19 protein-coding genes are annotated in these 19,535 nt (G+C 73.9%); 14 read left to right on the forward strand and 5 right to left on the reverse strand.

Annotated elements, in window-relative coordinates; all coding sequences use genetic code 11:
- Window positions 1–7 precede the first annotated feature (7 nt).
- Window positions 8–82: a 50S ribosomal protein bL37 gene (locus ACGF1Z_RS21485; RefSeq protein ID WP_099895366.1), complete on the forward strand. Its 75-nt coding sequence runs from the start codon at window positions 8–10 to the stop codon at window positions 80–82.
- 24 nt (window positions 83–106) lie between these two features.
- Here the strand turns inward: ACGF1Z_RS21485 and cobM are convergent, their stop codons facing one another.
- From cobM to ACGF1Z_RS21500, 3 genes are read right to left on the reverse strand one after another with little or no spacing between them, the layout of a single operon-like run.
- Entirely contained in the window at window positions 107–856 is a 750-nt protein-coding gene (gene cobM, locus ACGF1Z_RS21490) for a precorrin-4 C(11)-methyltransferase (protein WP_393006275.1), read from the reverse strand.
- An 8-nt stretch (window positions 857–864) separates the two neighbouring features.
- The gene (cbiE, locus tag ACGF1Z_RS21495) at window positions 865–2,079 is read right to left on the reverse strand and encodes a precorrin-6y C5,15-methyltransferase (decarboxylating) subunit CbiE (RefSeq protein ID WP_393006277.1); all 1,215 of its coding nucleotides are present in this window, start codon (window positions 2,077–2,079) and stop codon (window positions 865–867) included.
- A 54-nt stretch (window positions 2,080–2,133) separates the two neighbouring features.
- Window positions 2,134–2,286, reverse strand: coding sequence for a DUF6126 family protein (locus tag ACGF1Z_RS21500; protein WP_393006279.1), 153 nt, complete (start codon window positions 2,284–2,286; stop codon window positions 2,134–2,136).
- 303 nt (window positions 2,287–2,589) lie between these two features.
- Between ACGF1Z_RS21500 and ACGF1Z_RS21505 the strand changes: the two genes are divergently transcribed.
- From ACGF1Z_RS21505 to ACGF1Z_RS21525, 5 genes are all read left to right on the forward strand, one after another.
- Window positions 2,590–3,681: an LLM class flavin-dependent oxidoreductase gene (locus tag ACGF1Z_RS21505; RefSeq protein ID WP_393006281.1), complete on the forward strand. Its 1,092-nt coding sequence runs from the start codon at window positions 2,590–2,592 to the stop codon at window positions 3,679–3,681.
- Between the two features lie 4 nt (window positions 3,682–3,685).
- Complete coding sequence (locus ACGF1Z_RS21510; protein WP_393006283.1) at window positions 3,686–4,315, forward strand: FMN reductase; 630 nt, start codon at window positions 3,686–3,688, stop codon at window positions 4,313–4,315.
- A 67-nt stretch (window positions 4,316–4,382) separates the two neighbouring features.
- On the forward strand, window positions 4,383–4,835 hold the full coding sequence (locus ACGF1Z_RS21515) for a universal stress protein (RefSeq protein ID WP_393006285.1): 453 nt from the start codon (window positions 4,383–4,385) through the stop codon (window positions 4,833–4,835).
- A gap of 384 nt (window positions 4,836–5,219) precedes the next feature.
- A complete protein-coding gene (locus ACGF1Z_RS21520; RefSeq protein ID WP_393006287.1) occupies window positions 5,220–5,588 on the forward strand; it encodes a VOC family protein in 369 nt (122 codons plus the stop codon).
- 293 nt (window positions 5,589–5,881) lie between these two features.
- The gene (locus ACGF1Z_RS21525) at window positions 5,882–6,394 is read left to right on the forward strand and encodes a hypothetical protein (RefSeq protein ID WP_393006289.1); all 513 of its coding nucleotides are present in this window, start codon (window positions 5,882–5,884) and stop codon (window positions 6,392–6,394) included.
- Here the strand turns inward: ACGF1Z_RS21525 and ACGF1Z_RS21530 are convergent.
- Window positions 6,388–6,792, reverse strand: a complete 405-nt coding sequence (locus ACGF1Z_RS21530) for a hypothetical protein (protein WP_393006291.1) — start codon at window positions 6,790–6,792, stop codon at window positions 6,388–6,390. The genes ACGF1Z_RS21525 and ACGF1Z_RS21530 overlap by 7 nt on opposite strands.
- 315 nt (window positions 6,793–7,107) lie before the next feature.
- Between ACGF1Z_RS21530 and ACGF1Z_RS21535 the strand changes: the two genes are divergently transcribed.
- The 6 genes from ACGF1Z_RS21535 (at window position 7,108) to ACGF1Z_RS21560 (ending at window position 13,325) form a co-directional block, all read left to right on the forward strand.
- Entirely contained in the window at window positions 7,108–7,542 is a 435-nt protein-coding gene (locus ACGF1Z_RS21535) for a hypothetical protein (RefSeq protein WP_393006293.1), read from the forward strand.
- Window positions 7,539–7,991, forward strand: coding sequence for a hypothetical protein (locus ACGF1Z_RS21540; RefSeq protein WP_393006295.1), 453 nt, complete (start codon window positions 7,539–7,541; stop codon window positions 7,989–7,991). Before ACGF1Z_RS21535 ends, ACGF1Z_RS21540 begins: the two co-directional genes overlap by 4 nt.
- A gap of 77 nt (window positions 7,992–8,068) precedes the next feature.
- Complete coding sequence (locus ACGF1Z_RS21545; RefSeq protein ID WP_393006297.1) at window positions 8,069–8,305, forward strand: DUF2630 family protein; 237 nt, start codon at window positions 8,069–8,071, stop codon at window positions 8,303–8,305.
- Between the two features lie 45 nt (window positions 8,306–8,350).
- Window positions 8,351–10,297, forward strand: coding sequence for an FUSC family protein (locus ACGF1Z_RS21550; RefSeq protein WP_393006299.1), 1,947 nt, complete (start codon window positions 8,351–8,353; stop codon window positions 10,295–10,297).
- A gap of 317 nt (window positions 10,298–10,614) precedes the next feature.
- On the forward strand, window positions 10,615–12,114 hold the full coding sequence (locus tag ACGF1Z_RS21555; protein ID WP_393006301.1) for an APC family permease: 1,500 nt from the start codon (window positions 10,615–10,617) through the stop codon (window positions 12,112–12,114).
- A 212-nt stretch (window positions 12,115–12,326) separates the two neighbouring features.
- Window positions 12,327–13,325 (forward strand): hypothetical protein, encoded by a 999-nt coding sequence (locus tag ACGF1Z_RS21560; RefSeq protein WP_393006303.1) that lies wholly within the window; start codon window positions 12,327–12,329, stop codon window positions 13,323–13,325.
- Between the two features lie 112 nt (window positions 13,326–13,437).
- Here ACGF1Z_RS21560 and ACGF1Z_RS21565 read toward each other — a convergent pair whose 3' ends face one another.
- The gene (locus ACGF1Z_RS21565) at window positions 13,438–15,501 is read right to left on the reverse strand and encodes a PhoX family protein (protein WP_393006912.1); all 2,064 of its coding nucleotides are present in this window, start codon (window positions 15,499–15,501) and stop codon (window positions 13,438–13,440) included.
- A 227-nt stretch (window positions 15,502–15,728) separates the two neighbouring features.
- Between ACGF1Z_RS21565 and ACGF1Z_RS21570 the strand changes: the two genes are divergently transcribed.
- Window positions 15,729–17,597, forward strand: a complete 1,869-nt coding sequence (locus tag ACGF1Z_RS21570; protein WP_393006305.1) for a VWA domain-containing protein — start codon at window positions 15,729–15,731, stop codon at window positions 17,595–17,597.
- Window positions 17,598–17,803: 206 nt separating this feature from the next.
- Window positions 17,804–19,411 (forward strand): methionine--tRNA ligase, encoded by a 1,608-nt coding sequence (gene metG, locus ACGF1Z_RS21575; protein ID WP_393006307.1) that lies wholly within the window; start codon window positions 17,804–17,806, stop codon window positions 19,409–19,411.
- The last annotated feature ends 124 nt before the right edge of the window (window positions 19,412–19,535 follow it).

Raw genomic sequence — 19,535 nt, forward strand, 5'->3', positions numbered from 1 at the left:
GAGTTCCATGGCGAAGCGCGGCAACAAGAAGCGGGCCCGCAAGAAGAAGAAGGCGAACCACGGCAAGCGGCCGAACGCCTGAGGCGTCCGGCCGCGGGGGCCGCCGTCAGCAGGTGTGGCGGTCCCGGGCCGGGTCGTAGAGGTGGCTGTCGCGGAACTCCGACGCCGCCAGGGTGCGGCCCACGATGATGACCGCGGTCTTCGTGATGCCCGCCGCCCTCACCTGCTCCGCGATGTCCTCCAGCGTGCCGCGCAGCACGATCTCGTCGGGACGGCCGGCCATCGCCACCACCGCGGCCGGGCAGTCCACGCCGTAGTTCGGGACCAGCTCGGAGACGATCCGGTCGACGTAGCGGGCACCGAGGTGGAGGACGAGCAGGGCGCCGCTGCGGCCGAGGGTGGCCAGGTCCTCGCCCTCGGGCATGGGCGTGGCCTGCTGGGCGATACGGGTGAGGATCACGGTCTGGCCGACGGTCGGGACCGTCAGCTCCCGCTTCAGCGCCGCCGCGGCCGCCGCGAAGGCGGGAACGCCCGGCACGACCTCGTACGGGATGCCGGCCGCGTCCAGGCGGCGCATCTGCTCAGCCATGGCGCTGAAGACGGACGGGTCGCCCGAGTGCAGCCGCGCCACGTCCTCGCCGGCCTCGTGGGCGGCGGCGATCTCGGCGACGATCCCGTCCAGGTCCATCTTCGCGGTGTCGACGAGCTTCGCGTCCGGCGGGCACTCGGCGAGCAGCTCGGTCGGGACCAGGGAGCCGGCGTAGAGGCAGACCCCGCACTTCGCCAGGGTCCGCGCGCCGCGCACGGTGATCAGGTCGGCCGCGCCGGGGCCCGCGCCGATGAAGTAGACGGTCATCTCTGTGTTCAACCCTTCGTTACGGACCACTGGGTGACCGGCATGGCCTGGCGCCAGCCGGTGAAGCCGCCCACGGGCACGGCGGCGGCGACCGCGAGCCGGATCAGCTCGCCGCCGTGCCGCCGGTAGCGGTCGGCGAGCAGCGCCTCGGACTCCAGGGTCACGGTGTTGGCGACGAGCCGGCCGCCGGCCGGGAGCGCGTCCCAGCAGGCGTCGAGCAGGCCGGGGGCGGTCAGGCCGCCGCCGATGAAGATCGCGTCGGGGGTGGGGAGCGCGGCGAGGCCGCCGGGCGCGGCGGCCGTGACGACCTTCAGGGCGGGTACGCCGAGGGCGGCGGCGTTGCGCTCGATGCGCGCGGCGCGCTCGGGCTGCTTCTCGACGGCGACCGCCCGGCAGCCGCGGTGGGCCCGCATCCACTCGATGCCGATGGACCCGGAGCCGCCGCCGATGTCCCAGAGCAGTTCGCCGGGTGCGGGGGCGAGCGCGGCGAGGGTGGCGGCCCGCACGTACCGCTTGGTGAGCTGGCCGTCGTGCTCGTACGCCTCGTCGGGCAGGCCGGGTGTGGTGCCGAGCCGCAGCGTGTCGGGGTCGCGGACGCAGTCGAGGGCGAGGACGTGGAGAGCGTCGGTGCGCTCGTACGGCCAGTCGGCGGCGGTGCCGTCGAGGAGCCGCTCGCCGGGTCCGCCGAGCTGCTCCAGGACCCGGATCCGGGTGCCGCTCCAGCCGCGCTCGCGCAGCAGCCGGGCGACCCGGGCGGGGCTGTCGGGGCCCTCGCCGAGCAGCAGGAGCCGGCGTCCGTCGTGGAGGGCGGCGGCGAGCGCGTCGAGCGGCCGGGCGACCAGGGAGACCGTCTCGGTGGTCTCCAGGGGCCAGCCGAGCCGGGCGCAGGCGTACGAGACGGAGGACGGGTGCGGCCGGATGTCGAGGCGGTCGGGGCCGACGAGCTCGGCGAGCGTGCGCCCGATCCCGTAGAAGAGGGGGTCGCCGCTGGCGAGGACGGCGACCCGGCGCCCCTCGTGGGCGGCGAGCAGGCCGGGGACGGCGGGGCGCAGCGGGCTCGGCCAGGGGACCCGGGTGCCGGGGCAGTCGCCTTCGGGGAGCAGGTCGAGCTGGCGGGGGCCGCCGATCAGCACCTCGGCGGCGCGCAGGGGGCGGCGGGAGGCCTCGGGGAGCCCGTCCCAGCCGTCCGCGCCGATTCCGACGACCGATATCGCAGCGTTCACGTCGGGGACTTTACGGGAGGCCCTTCGGGAGGGCGGGAACCGGCCGCCCGGCGCCTACTTCGGGGCGTTCTGCCCCACGAAGAAGAGCAGCCAGACGAACCCGGCGAAGGCGTGGGTCGCGAAGACGTAGACGAAGACGCGGAGCATCACGCCCCGCTCCTTCCAGCCCTCGTCGTCGCGCTCGGCGTCCTTCGTGCCCTCGGTCATGGCGTCCAGGGTACGGGCGGGCCGCCGCCGGGTGGGCGGGCCCCGGGCGGGCGGGCCTCGGGGCGGGCCGCCGCCGGGCGGGCGGGCCCCGGGCGGGCGAGCGGCCCCCGGCGGCCCGCGCCGCCACGGCCCGCGCCGCCACGGCCCTCGGACCGCCACGGCCCTCGGGCGGCGACGGCCGTGGCCGGGCGGCCGGATACGGCCCCCTCCGGGAGGGGGCCGGGAATAGGGGCGGAGGTGGCACCGTTGAGGCGGACAGTTTAAGATTCAACCAAAGACTACGAGAGGCGAGAGGTGAGCGCGATGCAGTTCGGGATCTTCACCGTCGGCGACGTGACGACCGACCCCACCACCGGCCGGACCCCCACCGAGCACGAGCGGATCAAGAACACCGTCGCCATCGCGCTCAAGGCGGAAGAGGTCGGCCTGGACGTCTTCGCGACCGGCGAGCACCACAACCCGCCGTTCGTCCCGTCCTCCCCGACGACGCTCCTCGGCCACATCGCGGCCCGCACGGAGAACCTGATCCTCTCCACCTCCACGACCCTGATCACCACCAACGACCCGGTGAAGATCGCCGAGGACTACGCGACCCTGCAGCACCTCGCCGACGGGCGCGTCGACCTGATGATGGGCCGCGGCAACACCGGCCCGGTCTACCCGTGGTTCGGCCAGGACATCCGCCAGGGCATACCGCTCGCCATCGAGAACTACGCGCTCCTCCACAAGCTGTGGAGGGAGGACGTCGTCGACTGGGAGGGCAGGTTCCGCACCGCGCTCCAGGGCTTCACGTCCACCCCGCGCCCGCTGGACGGCGTCCCGCCGTTCGTCTGGCACGGCTCCATCCGCTCGCCCGAGATCGCCGAGCAGGCGGCGTACTACGGCGACGGCTTCTTCGCGAACCACATCTTCTGGCCCAAGCAGCACACCGAGAAGATGGTCCGGCTCTACCGGCAGCGGTACGCCCACTACGGTCACGGCACCCCCGAGCAGGCGATCGTCGGCCTCGGCGGCCAGGTCTTCCTGCGCAAGAACTCGCAGGACGCCGTGCGGGAGTTCCGCCCGTACTTCGACAACGCGCCGGTCTACGGCCACGGTCCGTCCCTGGAGGAGTTCAGCCGCGAGACCCCGCTGACCGTCGGCTCGCCGCAGGAGGTCATCGAACGCACCCTGTCGTTCCGGGACTACGTCGGCGACTACCAGCGGCAGCTCTTCCTGGTCGACCACGCCGGACTGCCGCTGAAGACGGTCCTCGAACAGCTCGACATCCTCGGCGAGGAGGTCGTGCCGGTGCTGCGCAAGGAGTTCGCGAACCTGCGCCCGGCCGACGTCCCGGCGACCGCCCCGCTCCACCCGGCCGTTCCGGCGGCCGCGGCGACGAAGAAGGAGGCATGACCCCGTGCGCACCCTGAAGCTGATCGCGGTCTCGGCCGGCCTCAGCAGCCCCTCGTCCACCCGGCTGCTCGCCGACCGGCTCCTCCAGGCCGCCCGCTACCGGCTCGCCGAGCAGGAGTACGCCGTCGACGTCGAGGTCGTCGAACTGCGCGACCTGGCCGTCGACATCGCGAAGAACCTCGTCACCGGCTTCCCGTCGGAGAAGCTCCGGGAGACGATCGACAAGGTCACCGCGGCGGACGGGGTCATCGCCGTGACCCCCGTCTTCACCGCCTCGTACAGCGGCCTGTTCAAGTCCTTCTTCGACCTCCTCGACCCGGCGGCGCTGACCGGGACCCCGGTCCTCGTCGGCGCGACCGGCGGAACCGCCCGCCACTCCCTCGTCCTCGACCACGCCCTCCGGCCGCTCTTCGCGTACCTGCGGGCCGTGGTCGCCCCGACCGCCGTCTACGCGGCATCGGAGGACTGGGGCTCGGGCGGCGACGACTACACCGAAGGCCTGCCGACCCGGATCACCCGCGCCGGCAGCGAGTTCGCGGATCTGGTCGGGGCCCGGCCGGCCCGCGAGGAGGCCGAGGCGGACGAGGACCTCGTCCCGTTCGAGAAGCAGCTGGCCGACCTGCGCCTGGACTGATCGTTTGCGATCCGGGGTTCGGGTGAGGCTTCCCGACGACGACAACGACGACGAACGGAGGTCGGCGATGGCCGGCGGCAGAATCGTGGTGGGCGTGGACGGATCGGCGTCCTCCCTGAAGGCGCTCAGGTGGGCGGCCCGGCAGGCCTCCCTCACCGGGGACTCCCTCCACGCGGTGATCAGCTGGGAGTACCCGGCGTCCTGGGCGACGCTGATGCCGGGCGTGCCGCCGGAGTCCGACCCCGAGGAGCTCGCGAGGCAGATCCTCGACGGATCCCTGGCGAAGGTGCTCCCGGCCGGGACCGCCGCCACGACCACCCGCACGGTCGTGAGCGGCAACCCCTCCCAGGCCCTCGTCGACCAGGCCGCGGGCGCGTCGCTCCTGGTCGTGGGCGACCGCGGCCACAGCGGCTTCAAGGCGGCGGTGCTCGGCTCCGTCTCGACGAACGTGACGCAGCACGCGCCGTGTCCGGTCGTGGTGGTGCGCGGCGAGACGACGGAGGACGAGGCGACGGGCTGAGGCCTGTCCTTCGGGTCAGGCCGGACGGGCCGGGCCGGACGCCGTGAGCCCGGCCCCGTGACCCCGGACCGCGCCGGGGCCGGCGGGCACCCCACGCCCGGGCACCTCGTCCCCGACGCCCGGACGCGAATGCCCGCGCCCGTACCGGTAGCCGGAGTACGGGTCGACGCGGGCGGGCGGCAGCACGCCCGGTCGTCGTAGCGGCGCAGCGACCTGGCCGAGAGCCCCGTGGCGCGGGCGAAGTCGCCGATCGTCAGCAGCAGCATGGCCCCAGCCTTTCAGCCTCCCTGGACCGGGCTTCCCGCCCGGCACGACCGAGGCTGGGCCTTCCCCGCGGGGGAAGGTCAACGGGCGCCCCGGCGGGCCGGAGCGGATGATGCCGACATGGACATCAAACTGGAGCTGATCGGGGTGCCCGTCACCGATGTGGACCGGGCCAAGGCCTTCTACGAGCGGGTCGGCTTCCACCCCGACCACGACGTGACGGTCAGCGAGGCGATCCGCTTCGTCCAGATGACCCCGCCCGGCTCCGCCTGTTCGATCGCCTTCGGGCAGGGGATCACCGAGATGACCCCGGGCTCCCTGGACAACATGCAGGTCGTCGTGGCCGACATCGAGGAGGCGCACGCCGCCCTGGTGGCCCGCGGCATCGAGGTCAGCCCGATCGACGACCGGCCCTGGGGGTCGTTCGTCTACTTCGCCGACCCCGACGGCAACCGCTGGGCCGTGCAGCAGACCACACCGCGCAGCTGAGCACCCGCGGTGGCAGAGCCGCCTCGTCGCCGCCCCGGACCACCACCAGCAGCGCCGGCCACCCGGCGTCCAGGGGGAGACCCCGGTCATGCCCTCGGTCGCGACGGCGAGGTCGGTCACGCGCGTGTCCTGCCGCCGGGCGTGGCCGGGGCCGCTCTCGGCGGGCTCCGGCGGCCGGGAGCGGGCCGCCGGGGGCACCGTCTCCGGGGAGGAGGGCGCCTCCCCCGCGCGGCGGAGGCGGACCGGCCTCCGCGCCGACGCCGCCGGCCCGGCCCCGCCGTCAGTCTGGGGCCATGCTGAAGACGAACGCTCTTCCCACCGTGCCGCGTTGGGCCGTGCTCGCCGCCCACGCCGTCCCGCTCGCCGTGCTGCCGTCGGGGCTGTGGCGGCTCGCGCTCGTCGCCGGGCTACCGGTCACCCTGGACGCCGGCGACGCCATGACGGGACCCGGCGCGTGCCTGTACGTCGTGTCCCTGAGCGTCGTGTCGGAGCTGCTGGCGTTCCTGACACTGGGGCTCGTGCGGGCCTGGGGCGAGGTGTTCCCGCGGTGGCTGCCGTTCCTCGGCGGGCGCCGCGTGAACCCCACCGCCGCGACCGCGACCGCCCTCGCCGGGGTGGCCGGGCTGTGCGCGGTCGCGGGGTGGGGCGCGTACGCGGCGTACGCCGGTCTCGGCCCGGGGATCCCGGCCTCACCGGCCCAGGACGCCCTGCTCGTGGCCTGCTACGCGCCGCTCCTCGCCTGGCCGCCGCTCCTCGCGGCGGTGGCGGTGGCGTACCACCGGCGCCGGACCGGCCGCGGTCAGTAAGGAGCCGGGCGACCGTACGCGTCCTCGTGCGTGAAGAAGAGGTAGAACGCGGCGCCCCCGTTGACCGCGGCGACGATCAGGCCGAGGAGCGTGGAGGAGTAGACGCTCGCGCCGGTGAGGCTGTAGAGGAAGCCGATCGCGATGCCGGCGAGGGCGCCCCAGGCCGCGGCACGCACCTCGCGCCGCAGGTGCCGCCCGAAACGGTGCAGGGTCCACACGGCGACGGCGACGACGACGCCGCTGATGAGGCCGACCCAGAAGTCGCCCCAGGTCGTCGGACCGCCCTGGCGGGCGTTGGTCCCTGCGTAGAGGGCGTAGGCGATGCCCAGGGTGACGGGTATCCCCCAGCCGTGCGTGCTGAAGTGCCTGCGGGCGGGTACCGCTGCGTGTGCGGCCATGGCGGAGGCTCCTTTCCCGCGCCTGCTGGTGCACCCTCCAGAGCACACCCGCGCGGCAGCGCCCGCAAGTGGATCAGCCGGTGGACGCCCGGTGCCTGCGGCGCCCGGGCCGTGGGACACCCGCCGGACGAACGGCCACGGCGCCGATCCCGCAGAGCACGCCCGGCAGGGCGGGCACACGGCGCCGCCGAGGGGCGGGAGCGGGGCCGCGGACCGGTCGCCGCCCGCGGTGCCCGCACGGGCGGCCGGGGGTCCCCTCACCCTTACGGCCCAGCAGAAGATTCGGAACCGAACAGGCGCTCCCACGATGAGGCCATGAGCCAGAACACCGCACCTCCGCGCACATCGAAGCAACCGTCGGACAGCGGCGGCTGGGCCGCCGGCGGCACCCTCTTCGCCGGTGTCCTGATGCTGGTCGTCGGCATCATGGACGTCTTCCAGGGCATCGCCGGCATCGCCGAGGACAACGTCTACGCCCGGGTCGGCAGCTACGTGTACCGGTTCAACCTGACCACCTGGGGCGTGATCCACCTCTGCCTCGGCGTCGTCGTCGCCGTGGCCGGCATCGGGATCCTCAAGGGCGCCGAGTGGGGCCGGATCGCGGGCATCGCGCTCGCCTCGCTCAACATCGTCGCCCAGTTCCTGTTCCTGCCGTACCAGCCGTGGTGGGCGCTGTTCTCGATGGCCGTGTCCGTCTTCGTCGTCTGGGCGCTCGCGTCGGACGACTCGTACGGGCGCGGGACCCTGTGACGCGCCCCCGCGGCCGCCGCGCCGCCTCCGTGGCCGCCGCGGTCCTCGCCGTCGCCGCCCTCGGCCCGGCCCTCGCCGGATGCGACGAGGCGAAGGACACGGCCGGGAGCATCGTCGCCTCCGCCACCGCCGCCGCGGCCTCGGCCGCGCAGCAGAAGATGGACGAGGTCAAGAACGGGGTGAAGGCCACCGGCGACGTCAAGGCCGGCCCCACGTCCGTCGACGGCGACCGGACGGTCGCCGAGATCACCGCGACGAACCCCCTGGACAAGAACGCCGACTACACGATCCAGGTCAACTTCCGCGACACGGAGGGCAATCTCCTCGACGTGGTGGTCATGACCATCGACGCGGTCGAACCCGGCAGGTCCAAGTCCGGTACGGCACGCAGCAACCGCTCGCTGACCGGCGCCACCAAGGCGGAGATCTCCCAGGCGCTGCGCCACTGACGGCCACCGCGGTGCCCGGTCCCGGCCCGGCCCTCCCCGACCTGCGGGCCGGGCACCGATCGGCCAGGCTGGAAGGCATGGACAACGACGAGATCCTCGAGAACATCGGCGCCCTCGTCGAGGAGGAGCGCGCGCTGCGGCAGCGCACGGGCGGCCTCCCGGACGAGGAACGCACCCGGCTCGCCGAGGTGGAGGTGCAGCTCGACCAGTGCTGGGACCTGCTGCGGCAGCGCCGCGCGAAGAGCGAGTTCGGCGAGGACCCCGACACGGCGGCCCTGCGCCCCGCCGCCGAGGTGGAGAACTACCGCAGCTGACCCCGGGGCGGCCGGGATCGCGCCCCCACCGCCTACGTTGGTCGCATGGCGAAACCCGCACGGCTGTCCCCGCCCGCCTGGCTCACCGCCGGCCTCCGGCCGCAGCCCACGCCCGTACCGTGGCCCGCCGTGGCCCGCGCCTCCGTCGCGCTGGCAGCGCCGCTCGCCGTCGGATTCGCGACCGACCGGCCGGCGTACGGGGCGCTCGTGTCGATGGGGGCACTGTCCGGGGTCATCGGGGACACCGCCGACGCCTACCGGATGCGGATCCTCAACATCGCCGTCCCGCAGCTCTTCGGCGCCCTCGGCGTCACCCTCGGCACGCTCGTGTTCGGTGAGGGCTGGGTCGCGGTCGCCGTGCTCACGCTCGTCGCGCTCGTCTCGGGGATGATCTCGTCGATCGGCGCCGTCGCCTCCGTCTCCGGGCTTCTCCTGCTCCTCAACGCCGTCGTCGGCGCCGGCCTGCCCATGCCCCAGCCCTGGTGGAAGGCCCCGGTCCTGCTCGGCCTCGGCGGGGTCGTCGTCCTCGTCCTGACCCTGCTCGGCTGGCCGTTGCGCGGCGGGCAGCCCGAGCGGGCGGCCGTCGCCGGGACCTACCGGGCGATCGCCGAGCTCTTCGAGGCCGCCGGCACCGACGCGTACGACGAGCGCAGACAGGCCGTCACCGCCTCCCTCAACCAGTCCTACGACCTCGTCCTGGCCCGCCGTGCCCGCCACCACGGCCGGGCGCCCACCCTGGTGCGCCTGCTGTCCCAGCTCAACGCGCTGATCCCGCTCCTGGAGGCCGCCCCCGCCGCCCACTTCGCCGCCCGCCGCTTCCACCGCCCGCTGCCGCCGCAGATCCCCGCCGCGGTCCGCGCGCTCGCCGACACCGTCGAGACGGGCCGCACCGGCGAGCCCGCGCCGGACCTCCCCGAGGCCCGCCGGCCCTCCGAGAAGGCCGTCGACGAGGCCCTGCGCCACGCGGCCGGCCTCGTCAACGGCACCGAGTCCCGCCCGTACAACGTCGACGACCGCCTCGGCCGCCCCGCCGCCCTGCGGGTACGCGTCCGGCGCGCCACCCGCGGCGCGCTGGTGTCCGGTGCCTCCTGGCGCTACGGCCTCCGGCTCGCCCTCTGCATCGGCCTCGCCCAGGCGCTCGTCTCGCTCATCGCCGTCCCGCGCTCCTACTGGGTCGCGCTCACCGTCACCTTCGTCCTGAAGCCGGACTTCGGCTCGGTGTTCTCCCGGGCCGTGCTCCGCGCCCTGGGCACCGCCGGCGGGCTGCTGCTCGCCGCGCCCGTGCTCGCCGCGGTGCCGCGCGGCTGGTGGGACGTGCCGGTGATGATGGTGCTCGCGGCGCTCATCCCGGCCTTCTCGGCGAAGGGGTACGCCTTCCAGACCGCGGCCATCACCCCGGTCATCCTGCTCCTGTCCGACCTGCTCAACCACCAGCGCTTCCACCTGGTCCTGCCGCGCCTGTACGACTCCCTCATCGGCTGCGCCATCGCCCTGGTCGCCGGCTACCTGCTGTGGCCGGAGTCCTGGCACACCCGGGTCGCCGACCGGCTGGCCGACGCCGTCGCCGACACCGCCGGCTACCTCGTGCTGGCCTTCGCGCCCGGCGCGGTCGGCGCCGACCCGGCGGTCCGGCACCGGGCCCGGCGCAAGCTGTACCGCGACATGTCGAGCGTGCGGTCGGAGTTCCAGCGCGCCCTGACGGAACCGCCGCCCGCCGGCGACCTGGCCGCCGCCTGGTGGCCGCTCGCCATCGCCGTGGAACGCATCGTGGACGCGACCACCGCCGCCCGGATCCGCGTCGACCACGGCGCACCCGCCCCCGAACCCGCCGAGGTCGCCGCGGTGGAGCGCCAGTTGCGCGAGATGGCCGAGGGACTGCGGTCGAGCGACGTGCTCGTGGAGGTACGCGTGGACCTCGGCGGCGACGAGGACGGGGTGCTCTCCGCGCTGCGCCAGGAGGTGCGGGCCGCCCGGGCGATCGCCTCGCCGTGAGCGCCGGCCCCCGTGGCCGTGAGCGCCCTTCGCCGTTCGCCGTGCTCGACGCCCACAGACCCGTAAACCACGCCAATGGGGCGTACGGAAGCCTTTACCGGCGGTAGCGGAACCCAACCCTCCCGCCGCCGTTACCGGAACCCACGGGGACGACTACGATGCGCACGAATTCACCGTGACCGGCGTCTCCTCCCTGCCACAAGCGCCCTGGTGGCACGGTCACTTCCCCGGCCCCGCACACCCCCTCCGCCCCCTCCCCCCGCCCCGATCCTCCTCGCTCGACCCCTCCCCCCTCCCCACCCCCCGAGGACATCGCCATGCGCACGACTCCCGGCAGAGCATCCGGCAGAGCCCCCCGCAGAGGTCTCCAGCCCAACGCCCTCGGCACGTTCGACACCATCGTGATGGCCGTGGCGGGCAGCGCCCCCGCCTACTCGCTCGCCGCCACCACCGCCGTGCTCTTCGGCGCGGTCGGCCTCGCCGGGCCCGCCTCGCTGCTCTACTGCGCGATACCCATGCTCGGCATCGTCCTCGCCTACGCCCGCCTCGGCCGGATCGACGTCAACGCCGGCGCCGGGTACTCGTGGGTGGGCCGCACCCTCCACCCCTTCCTCGGCTTCCTCTCCGGCTGGGCGCTGGTCTTCTCCGCCACCGTCTTCATGGTCGCCGGATCGCTCCCCGCCGGGACCCTCACGCTCTCCCTGCTCGCCCCCGGGCACGCCGACGACACCGCACTGTCCTGCGCCGTGGGCGCCGGCTGGTTCCTGATGATGCTGCTCGTCGTCCTGGGCGGCGCGCGGCTCACCGTACGGGCCCAACTCGTCATGTCCGGCGTCGAGATGCTCGTCATGGTCGCCTTCGTCGTGGGGGCGCTGCTCCATCGCGGGAGCGCCACCGCCTTCGACTGGTCCTGGTTCGGCCTCGGCCACTTCGGCGGCACCTCCGGCTTCGCGGCGGGTGCGCTGATCGCCGCCTTCTACTACTGGGGCTGGGACGTCACCAGCAACCTCAGCGAGGAGACCCGCGACAGCCGCCGCACGGCAGGTCTCGCCGCCCTCGTCGGCATCGGCGTCGTGTTCCTGCTCTTCGAGGCGTTCACGGTGGCCGTCAACGTGCTGCTCGGCGCCGACCGGATCCGGAACGCCGACGCGAACGTCCTCGCCGTCCTCGGACAGGAGATCTGGCCCGGCGTCGGCGGGAAGCTGCTGATCCTGGCGGTGCTCCTGTCCACCGTCGCCACCCTGGAGACCACCCTCATCCAGGTCACCCGCTCGCTCTTCGCGATGGGCCGCGACCGGACCCTGCCGGCCGCGCTCGGCACCGTCCACCGCCGCTGGAACACCCCGTGGGTCGCCGTCCTCACCGTCGGCGCCGCCGCGCTCGTCATGTTCGCCGCCTCGGCCGCCGCCGGCTCGGTCGGCGAGGTCCTCGGCGACGCGGTGCGCGCGATCGGTCTGCAGATCGCGTTCTACTACGGCCTCGCCGGCATCGCCGCGGTCGTCGCCTACAAGAAGCTGCTGCTCGCCTCCGTACGGGACTTCCTGCTGGGCGGGGCGTGGCCCCTGCTGGGCTCGGCGTTCATGCTCTGGGTCTTCGTCGAGTCGCTCGGCGAACTGTCGACGGCCTCGCTGGTGATCGGCCTCGGCGGGCTCGCCGTCGGTGTCGTGCCGATGCTCGTGTACTGGAAGAAGGGCAGCGACTACTACCGCCCGGCCCGCCTCGACGCCGGCCGCGCCCTCGCCGCCGCCGAGCCCTACGCCTCGCCGGACTCGCCGCGCGCCCGGCGGGCGGACGAGTCGCTCGCCACCGACTTCTGACGGCGCCACCGCCGCGGGCGGCCGCTCCGGCCGGCACCCGGCCACCCCGCCGCCGGCTCGTCGGCTCATCGGCTCATCGGCTCATCGGCTCGTCGGCTCGTCGGCTCCGCAGATTTCGCACCCGCCCGCCGGTTCCGCAGGCTCCGCACCGCCCCGCCGGTACCGCAGGCTTCGCAGGTACCGCAGATTCCGCTTACGAGGGAGGCATCCGGATGGCCGCTCTGCGCCGCCCGTCCCGATCGGGGCGCTCCACACGCGTCGCGCGCTTCACCCCGGACTTCGACCCGGACTACGGCGACCGCGCGCTCACCGAGGCACGGCACGACATGGTCATCGGCCGCTGGCAGGGCGTACGCGACCTGCTGGCGGAGACCGGTGACGACTGGTCGCGCCGCACCCACCGGCTACGGCTCCTGTCGCACGCCGCGGCGGGCAGCTCGACCGTCGAGGCCTGGCGGGCGGCCGAGCCGGGCAACCCGGACGCGGCGGTGCTGCGGGCGGCGACCGAGGTGGTGCGGGTCTTCGACACGGCCATCGCCGCGGGCCGGGGCGGCGCCGTCGACCGCGGACGCATCGACGCCTCCGTGGACGCCTGCCTCGCCGCGGCGGACGCGGCGCCGCAGGACCCGATGCCGTGGATCTCGCTGCTGTCCGTCGCCCGGCTGTACGAGGGCGGGGTGCCGCGCCGCCAACTGCACCACTGGTTCGCCGAGTTGCGGCGCCGGGACCCGTACAACACCGAGGGCCACACCCAGGTGCTGCGCTACTGGTCGGCCCGCTGGCACGGCACGCACGGCGCCATGTACGACTTCGCGCGGGACGCCGCCGGCGTGGCGCCGCCCGGCTCGCCCCTGCCGATCCTGGTGCAGATCGCGCGGGTCGAGGAGTACCGCTACATCGCGGACGGGGCGCTGGGCCGCGGCCCGGTGCGCGGCTTCGACCAGCACTGGAAGCACGAGCTGGCGGTGACGGAGCTGCGCCGTACCCACGCGCGCTGGATCGGCGGGCGGGAACCGGGCAGCCCGGTGGCGCCCGAGGAGGTCGCGGACCTCAACTATCTCGCCCACGCCGCGTGTTACGCGGGCCAGGTGGAGGTGGCGAGGGAACTGCTCGGGCTCCTGGGGGCGCGGGCGGCGTGGGTTCCGTGGGTGTACACGGGGGAGCCGGAGGAGCAGTTCGTGAGGTTCCGGGAGGGGCTCGGGGTGGACTGACGCCCACCCCGGGCCCACGACGGCCGGCCCCGGCCGAAGCGACGCCCGGGCCTCGGAGGCCACGGCCGGCCCCGGGATCGACTCCGGGGCCGGAAACCGGGTCCCGTCCGGCTCAGACGCCGATGTCGCGGCCGTCGGTGCGCCAGACGGAGACGACGGCGGGGCGCACGATCCGGCCCGGGCCGTCGGGCCAGACGGAGGCGGGCTTCTCGACGGAGGCGCCGTCGATCTCGCCCGGGTGCTGGACGGCGACCAGGACGCGGCGGTCCTGGACGATCGGTCCGCAGGTCTCGGCGCCGCGCGGAACGGTCAGGAACTGCTTGAGCTCACCGCGCCGCTCGCCGTGCGTGGCGACACCGAACAGACCGTCGTGGGAGCCGAGCTGGTTGCCGTCGGTGGAGATCCACAGGTTGCCGTGCGGGTCGAAGGCGACGTTGTCCGGGCAGGAGATCGGGGAGACCTTGTCCTTCGGGAAGCCGGAGAAGTAGGTCGCCGGGTCGTTCGGGTCGCCCGCCACGAGGAACAGGCGCCAGGCGAAGCCGTCGGCGGCCGGGTCGTCCCAGTGCTCGGCCAGCTCCAGGATCTGGCCGTGCTTGTTGAGGTTGCGCGGGTTGGCCTCGTCGGCCGCCGGGTTGGTGCCCTTGCCGCGGTTGGTGTTGTTGGTGAGCGCGACGTAGACGCGCCCCGTGCGCGGGGACGGCTCGATGTCCTCGGGGCGGTCCATCTTCGTGGCGCCGACCTTGTCACCGGCGAGGCGCGTGAAGACGTACACCTCCTCGGCGGTCATGCCGGGGACGTGCGAGACGCTGCCCTCGGGGCCGGCCGTGGCGAGCGGGATCCACACGCCGGAGCCGTCGAACTCGCCGTCGGAGGGCAGCTTGCCGGTGCCGTCGATCTCGGCCGCCGGGCTGTCGCCGGTCAGCTTGGCGACATAGAGGGTGCCCTCGTCGAGCAGGGTGAGGTTGTGCGCGTGCGCGGCCCGCGACGAACCCTTCTTCATCCGCTTGCTCGACACGAACTTGTAGAAGTAGTCGAAGCGCTCGTCGTCGCCCATGTAGACGACGGGACGGCCGTCGTCGGTGAGACGGGGCTGCGCGGCCTCGTGCTTGAAGCGGCCGAGGGCGGTGCGCTTGCGCGGGGTCGACTCCGGGTCGTACGGGTCGAGCTCGACGACCCAGCCGAAGCGGTGCGCCTCGTGGGGCTCCTGCTTGAGGTCGAAGCGCTTGTCGAAGCGCTCCCACTTGCGCTCGGTGGCGCCGGTGCCGATGCCGTAGCGCTTGTCGGTGGCGCTGGAGGCGTTGGCGAAGTACTGGTTGAAGTTCTCCTCGCCGTGGAGGGTGGTGCCCCACGGGGTGGTGCCGCCGGAGCAGTTGTTGAGCGTGCCGAGGACGGTCCGGCCCTCGGGGTCGGCGGAGGTCCTCACCAGGTCGCTGCCGGCCGCCGGGCCGGTGAGCTCGAACTCGCTGGTCGCGGTGAGACGCCGGTTGAGGTGGTGGCGGGTGACCGCGGTCAGCCTGCCGGTGCGGTGCTCCTCCTGGACCACGACGACACCGAGACCGTGCGCGGCCCAGGCGATCTCGACCTGCTCGCGGGTCGGGTTCTCGGGGTCGTAGCCCCGGAACATCAGGACCTCGTCGGTGTACTCGTGGTTGGCCACGAGCACCTGGCGGTGCGGCTCGCCGCGCAGCGGGAGGAGGGAGAGGAAGTCGTTGTTGTAGCCGAACTGCCCGGCCTGGGCGGCGGCCGTCTGCTTCTCCGGGTCGAAGGCCGGGGCACCGCGGAGGATGGGCTCGCCCCAGCGGATGACGACGTTCTGGGCGTAGCCCTCGGGGACGGTGACCTGGTCGGCGGTGTTGGGCGCGACCGGGTCGAAGCGGAGCCCACGGGCGCCGGTGGCCCTCCCGCCCTGGTGGTGGTGGCCCCCGTGCGCCTCGGCCGCGGGCGCGTTGCCGAGGACGACGGCTCCGCCGGCGGCGGAGGCGACGGTCACGACGGCGGCGGCGCGCATGACGGAGCGGCGCGACAGCACTCCGGCTATGACGTCGCCGGCGTACTCGTTGGCGCTGGTGTTGGGCACCTCCTGGAAGCAGGCGTCACCGCACCGGAACCGGCAGGTCAGGGCGGAACGGCCGCCTCCGTGAGAGTGGTTGCTCAGCATCGGCAGCAGTTTGCGCACTTCGTCCTCCATGGCTCGGCTCTGGTCGGCCGTGACGTTATGTGTGCACTTCTGCACAGCGGAGGCGTTGGAGTGAACGCGCGATGAATGCGCGGCAACCGGGGGCGCCCGGGTCGTAGGGAGCGGCGAGGGCGGCCGCTAACCTTACGTGTCCGCCCTGGCCAGGGATGAAGGACGCATACCGCACCCAACTCATGCGAAGGGGTTCTCCCATGGGTATTCGGAGCTTGCTGAGCAAGGTATTCGGCCGCAACCGCGCGAACGACGCCGAGCCCGACGTCCCGGCAACCTCCGTCCCGGCCCAGGGGATGGCGCCTGAGACGGAGACGACGGCGGCGACCGAGCGGGCGCCGGAGCCCGAGCGGGCGCCGGAGCCGGCCGAGACGCCGACCGAGGCGACGAGCGAGACGTCCGCGGAGAAGTCCGCGGAGACGGCGGCCTCGGCGGCCGGGCCGGCCGCCGCTCCGGCCCCGGAGGCCGCTCCGGCCGACGCCGCCCCGGCGGACAGCGCCGCGGAGCGCGCGGCCGAGCGCGCCGCGGCGGATCTGGTGGCGGCGAGCTTCGACAACCCGCAGATCCCGGCCGCGCGCCGGGCGTCCTCGGGGACGGAGACGGCGGCCGTCGCGGCCGAGGCCGAGGCGGAGCCGTCGAGCGCGGCCCCGGCAGAGGCCGAGGTCGGGCGCGAGAACGATGACGCGGCCCCGGCCGAGGGCAAGAGCGGAAGCGCGGGCGCGGCCCCGGCCGCGAGCGCGGGCGACGACGAGGCGGAGCCGGTGGCGGCCGAGGTCGAGGCGGCAGCCGAGCCCACCGCGCCGGCGACCGGCGAGCGCACCTCTGCCGCCGAGGAGACGCCGGGGGCCGCCGACGCCGACGCCGACGCGAGCCTGGCGGCTGCGGACGAAGCCGAGCCGGTCCCGGCCGAGCCCGTCGCCGTCGAGCCCGTCGCCGCCGAGGCCGCCGTAGCGGTCGAGGCGCCTGCCACGCCGGAGCAGCCCGCTCCGGTGGAGGACGCGGCCGGTACCGAGGTCGTGGCCGACGGCGAGCCCGCGATCGAGGACGAGCCCACCGCCACGGACCCGGAGCCGCAGGCGGCCGACGTCACGGCCGAGGCTCAGGCACCGGCGGCCGAGGACGGCGCCGCCGAGCCGCAGGCCGAGACTTCCGCCGAGACGGTCGCGGAGGTTCCGGCGGAGCCCGCGGCCCCGGCCGACGAGCCCGAGGCGCAGCCCTCGGCCGACGGCGGGACGAAGGCGGAAGCGGAAGCGGAAGCCGAGACGAAGCCCGAGGACGCCCCCGAGGCCGGGACGAAGCCCGAGGACGCCCCCCAGGCCGAGACCGGGGAAGCCCCCGAGGCCGAGACCGAGCCGGAGCCGGAGCCGGAGACCGAGGCGGCCACCGCCGTCCCCGCCCCCTCCGCGGCGCCCTCCCCGGCCCTCTCCCCCGCCCGTCTCAAGGCCGACGCCCCGCATCTCGTGGACGCCTACAAGGCGGCCGGCGCGGTGCTCAGGAAGCAGGGCCTGACCGGTGCGCGGGCGGCGGTGTACCTGGTCGTGGACCGCTCCGGCTCGATGCGGCCGTACTTCAAGGACGGCTCCGTGCAGCGCCTCGCCGAGCAGACCGTGGCGCTGGCCGCGCACCTGTCCGAGAACGCGGCCGTGACCACCGTCTTCTTCTCGACGGAGATCGACGGCACCGCGGAGCTCCGCCCCGCCGACACCACCCCCGACCGCGTCGAGGCGATCAACGCGACCCTCGGCCGGATGGGCCGGACCAACTACGACCGGGCGATCGCGGAGGTCCTCGCGCTGCACGAGAAGAGCGCGGACCCGGCCCTTCCCGCCCTGGTGGTCTTCCAGACGGACGGCGCGCCGGAGTCGAAGACGGCCGCGACCCAGGCGCTGACGGACGCGGCGGCGGAGGGCAGGGCTGCGGTGCACTGGCGCTTCACCGTGTGGGGCGAGGAGGACAACAAGGCCTTCGACTACCTCCGTAAGCTCGCGACCCCTCGTACGGGCGTCCACTTCGCGGGCCCGGCCCCGGTGGAGACCCCGCACGCCGCGTTCTACAAGGGGCTCCTCGCGGACTGGTCGCTCTAGGGACGGGCAGGGGCCCTGCGGTGGGCCGGTGAGGCACCCACGCGCCCACCGGCTCCCGCGCCCCGCCCCACCACCCGCCCGACCACCTGCTCGGCCCCCGGGGGCCCGGCGCCGCACGCGTCACGCGTGCCGCCGGGCCCCCGGCGTGCGACGGGCCCCGGCCGCCCCGGCAGGGGCAGCGGTTCCCGGCCGTTAAAATTCGCACCATGGCGGCCACTGGATACGAGAAGCAGGGATCGAAGGCGTTCTACGTCTCGACCCCCATCTACTACGTCAACGACGCTCCTCACCTGGGCCACGCCTACACGACCGTCGCAGGCGACGTGCTCACCCGCTGGCACCGCCAGCGCGGTGAGAAGGTGTGGTACCTCACCGGCACGGACGAGCACGGTCAGAAGATCATGCGCACCGCGGAGGCGAACGGCGTCACGCCCCAGGAGTGGTGCGACAAGCTCGTCGAGGAGGCCTGGAAGCCCCTCTGGGAGCACCTGGACATCGCGAACGACGACTTCATCCGCACCACCCAGAAGCGTCACACCGACCGCGTCCAGGAGTTCGTGCAGGACCTGTACGACAAGGGCGAGATCTACAAGGGCGGCTACGAGGGCCCGTACTGCGTGGGCTGCGAGGAGTACAAGCTCCCGGGCGATCTCCTCGAGGCCGAGGACGGCACGAAGCTGTGCCCGATCCACAAGAAGCCGGTGGAGATCCTCAAGGAGGAGAACTACTTCTTCAAGCTGAGCGAGTACGGCCCGAAGCTGCTGGAGTTCTACGAGGCGAACCCGGGCTTCATCCAGCCCGAGTCGGCCCGCAACGAGGTCGTGAACTTCGTCAAGCAGGGTCTGCAGGACCTGTCGATCTCCCGCTCGACCTTCGACTGGGGCATCCCGATCCCGTGGGACGACAAGCACGTGATCTACGTGTGGGTCGACGCCCTCCTGAACTACGCGACGGCGGTCGGCTACAACGAGAACCCGGCGAAGTTCGAGGAGACCTTCCCGGCGAACGTGCACCTGGTCGGCAAGGACATCCTCCGCTTCCACGCGGTGATCTGGCCGGCGATGCTCATGGCGCAGGGCCTGCCGGTCCCGGGCCGGGTGGCGGCCAACGGCTGGCTGATGGTCGGCGGCGAGAAGATGTCGAAGTCGAACCTGACGGGCATCAAGCCGCAGGACCTGACCTCGCACTTCGGCGTGGACGCGTACCGCTGGTACTTCCTGCGGGCGATCGCGTTCGGCAGCGACGGCTCGTTCTCGTGGGAGGACTTCACCGCCCGCTACACCTCCGAGCTGGCCAACGACTACGGCAACCTCGCCTCGCGCGTGGCGGCGATGGTCGGCAAGTACTTCGGCGGCGCGCTCCCCGCGTCGGCGGCGGACGGTGACGCGGAGAAGGCGATCCACGAGGGTCTGGCGAAGGCCGTGGCGACGGCCGACGCGAAGATCGGCGAGGAGCTGGACTTCCAGGGCGGCATCCTGGCGATCTTCGACTTCGTGAAGCAGGTCAACGGCTACATCACGGAGCAGGAGCCGTGGAAGGTCGCGAAGGACGAGTCCGAGGAGGGCCGCGCCCGCCTCGCGACGATCCTGTACACGGCCGCGGAGTCCCTCCGCGCCGTCGCCGTCCTCCTCAACCCGATCATGCCGGAGACCTCCCAGAAGCTCTGGGACTCCCTCGGCGCCGAGCCCGTCCTGGGCGCCCTGGCCGCCCAGCCGGTCCAGGACGCCGGCACGTGGGGCAGGCTCCCGGCGGGCGCGACGGTGACGAAGGGCGCGGTCCTCTTCCCGCGCCTGGAGGACCCGAAGAAGGACTGACGCCCCCCGGCACACCCACCACGGCGGCCGCCGTCCCCTTCCGGGGACGGCGGCCGCCGCGCTGCGTCCCGGGCCCGCAACGAGCAACGGACATCGCCCGAATGGTCATTGCTCGCGGAAATAA

The sequence above is a fragment of the Streptomyces sp. NPDC048018 genome (assembly GCF_043202995.1).
Taxonomy (GTDB): Bacteria; Actinomycetota; Actinomycetes; order Streptomycetales; family Streptomycetaceae; genus Streptomyces.

Coding starts and splice junctions, on each gene's coding strand:
- cobM (WP_393006275.1), bottom strand. CDS start 856: ATGACCGTCTACTTCATCGGCGCGGGCCCCGGCGCGGCCGACCTGATC.
- ACGF1Z_RS21500 (WP_393006279.1), bottom strand. CDS start 2,286: ATGACCGAGGGCACGAAGGACGCCGAGCGCGACGACGAGGGCTGGAAG.
- ACGF1Z_RS21505 (WP_393006281.1), top strand. CDS start 2,590: ATGCAGTTCGGGATCTTCACCGTCGGCGACGTGACGACCGACCCCACC.
- ACGF1Z_RS21515 (WP_393006285.1), top strand. CDS start 4,383: ATGGCCGGCGGCAGAATCGTGGTGGGCGTGGACGGATCGGCGTCCTCC.
- ACGF1Z_RS21520 (WP_393006287.1), top strand. CDS start 5,220: ATGGACATCAAACTGGAGCTGATCGGGGTGCCCGTCACCGATGTGGAC.
- ACGF1Z_RS21525 (WP_393006289.1), top strand. CDS start 5,882: ATGCTGAAGACGAACGCTCTTCCCACCGTGCCGCGTTGGGCCGTGCTC.
- ACGF1Z_RS21530 (WP_393006291.1), bottom strand. CDS start 6,792: ATGGCCGCACACGCAGCGGTACCCGCCCGCAGGCACTTCAGCACGCAC.
- ACGF1Z_RS21535 (WP_393006293.1), top strand. CDS start 7,108: ATGAGCCAGAACACCGCACCTCCGCGCACATCGAAGCAACCGTCGGAC.
- ACGF1Z_RS21545 (WP_393006297.1), top strand. CDS start 8,069: ATGGACAACGACGAGATCCTCGAGAACATCGGCGCCCTCGTCGAGGAG.
- ACGF1Z_RS21550 (WP_393006299.1), top strand. CDS start 8,351: ATGGCGAAACCCGCACGGCTGTCCCCGCCCGCCTGGCTCACCGCCGGC.
- ACGF1Z_RS21555 (WP_393006301.1), top strand. CDS start 10,615: ATGCGCACGACTCCCGGCAGAGCATCCGGCAGAGCCCCCCGCAGAGGT.
- ACGF1Z_RS21560 (WP_393006303.1), top strand. CDS start 12,327: ATGGCCGCTCTGCGCCGCCCGTCCCGATCGGGGCGCTCCACACGCGTC.
- metG (WP_393006307.1), top strand. CDS start 17,804: ATGGCGGCCACTGGATACGAGAAGCAGGGATCGAAGGCGTTCTACGTC.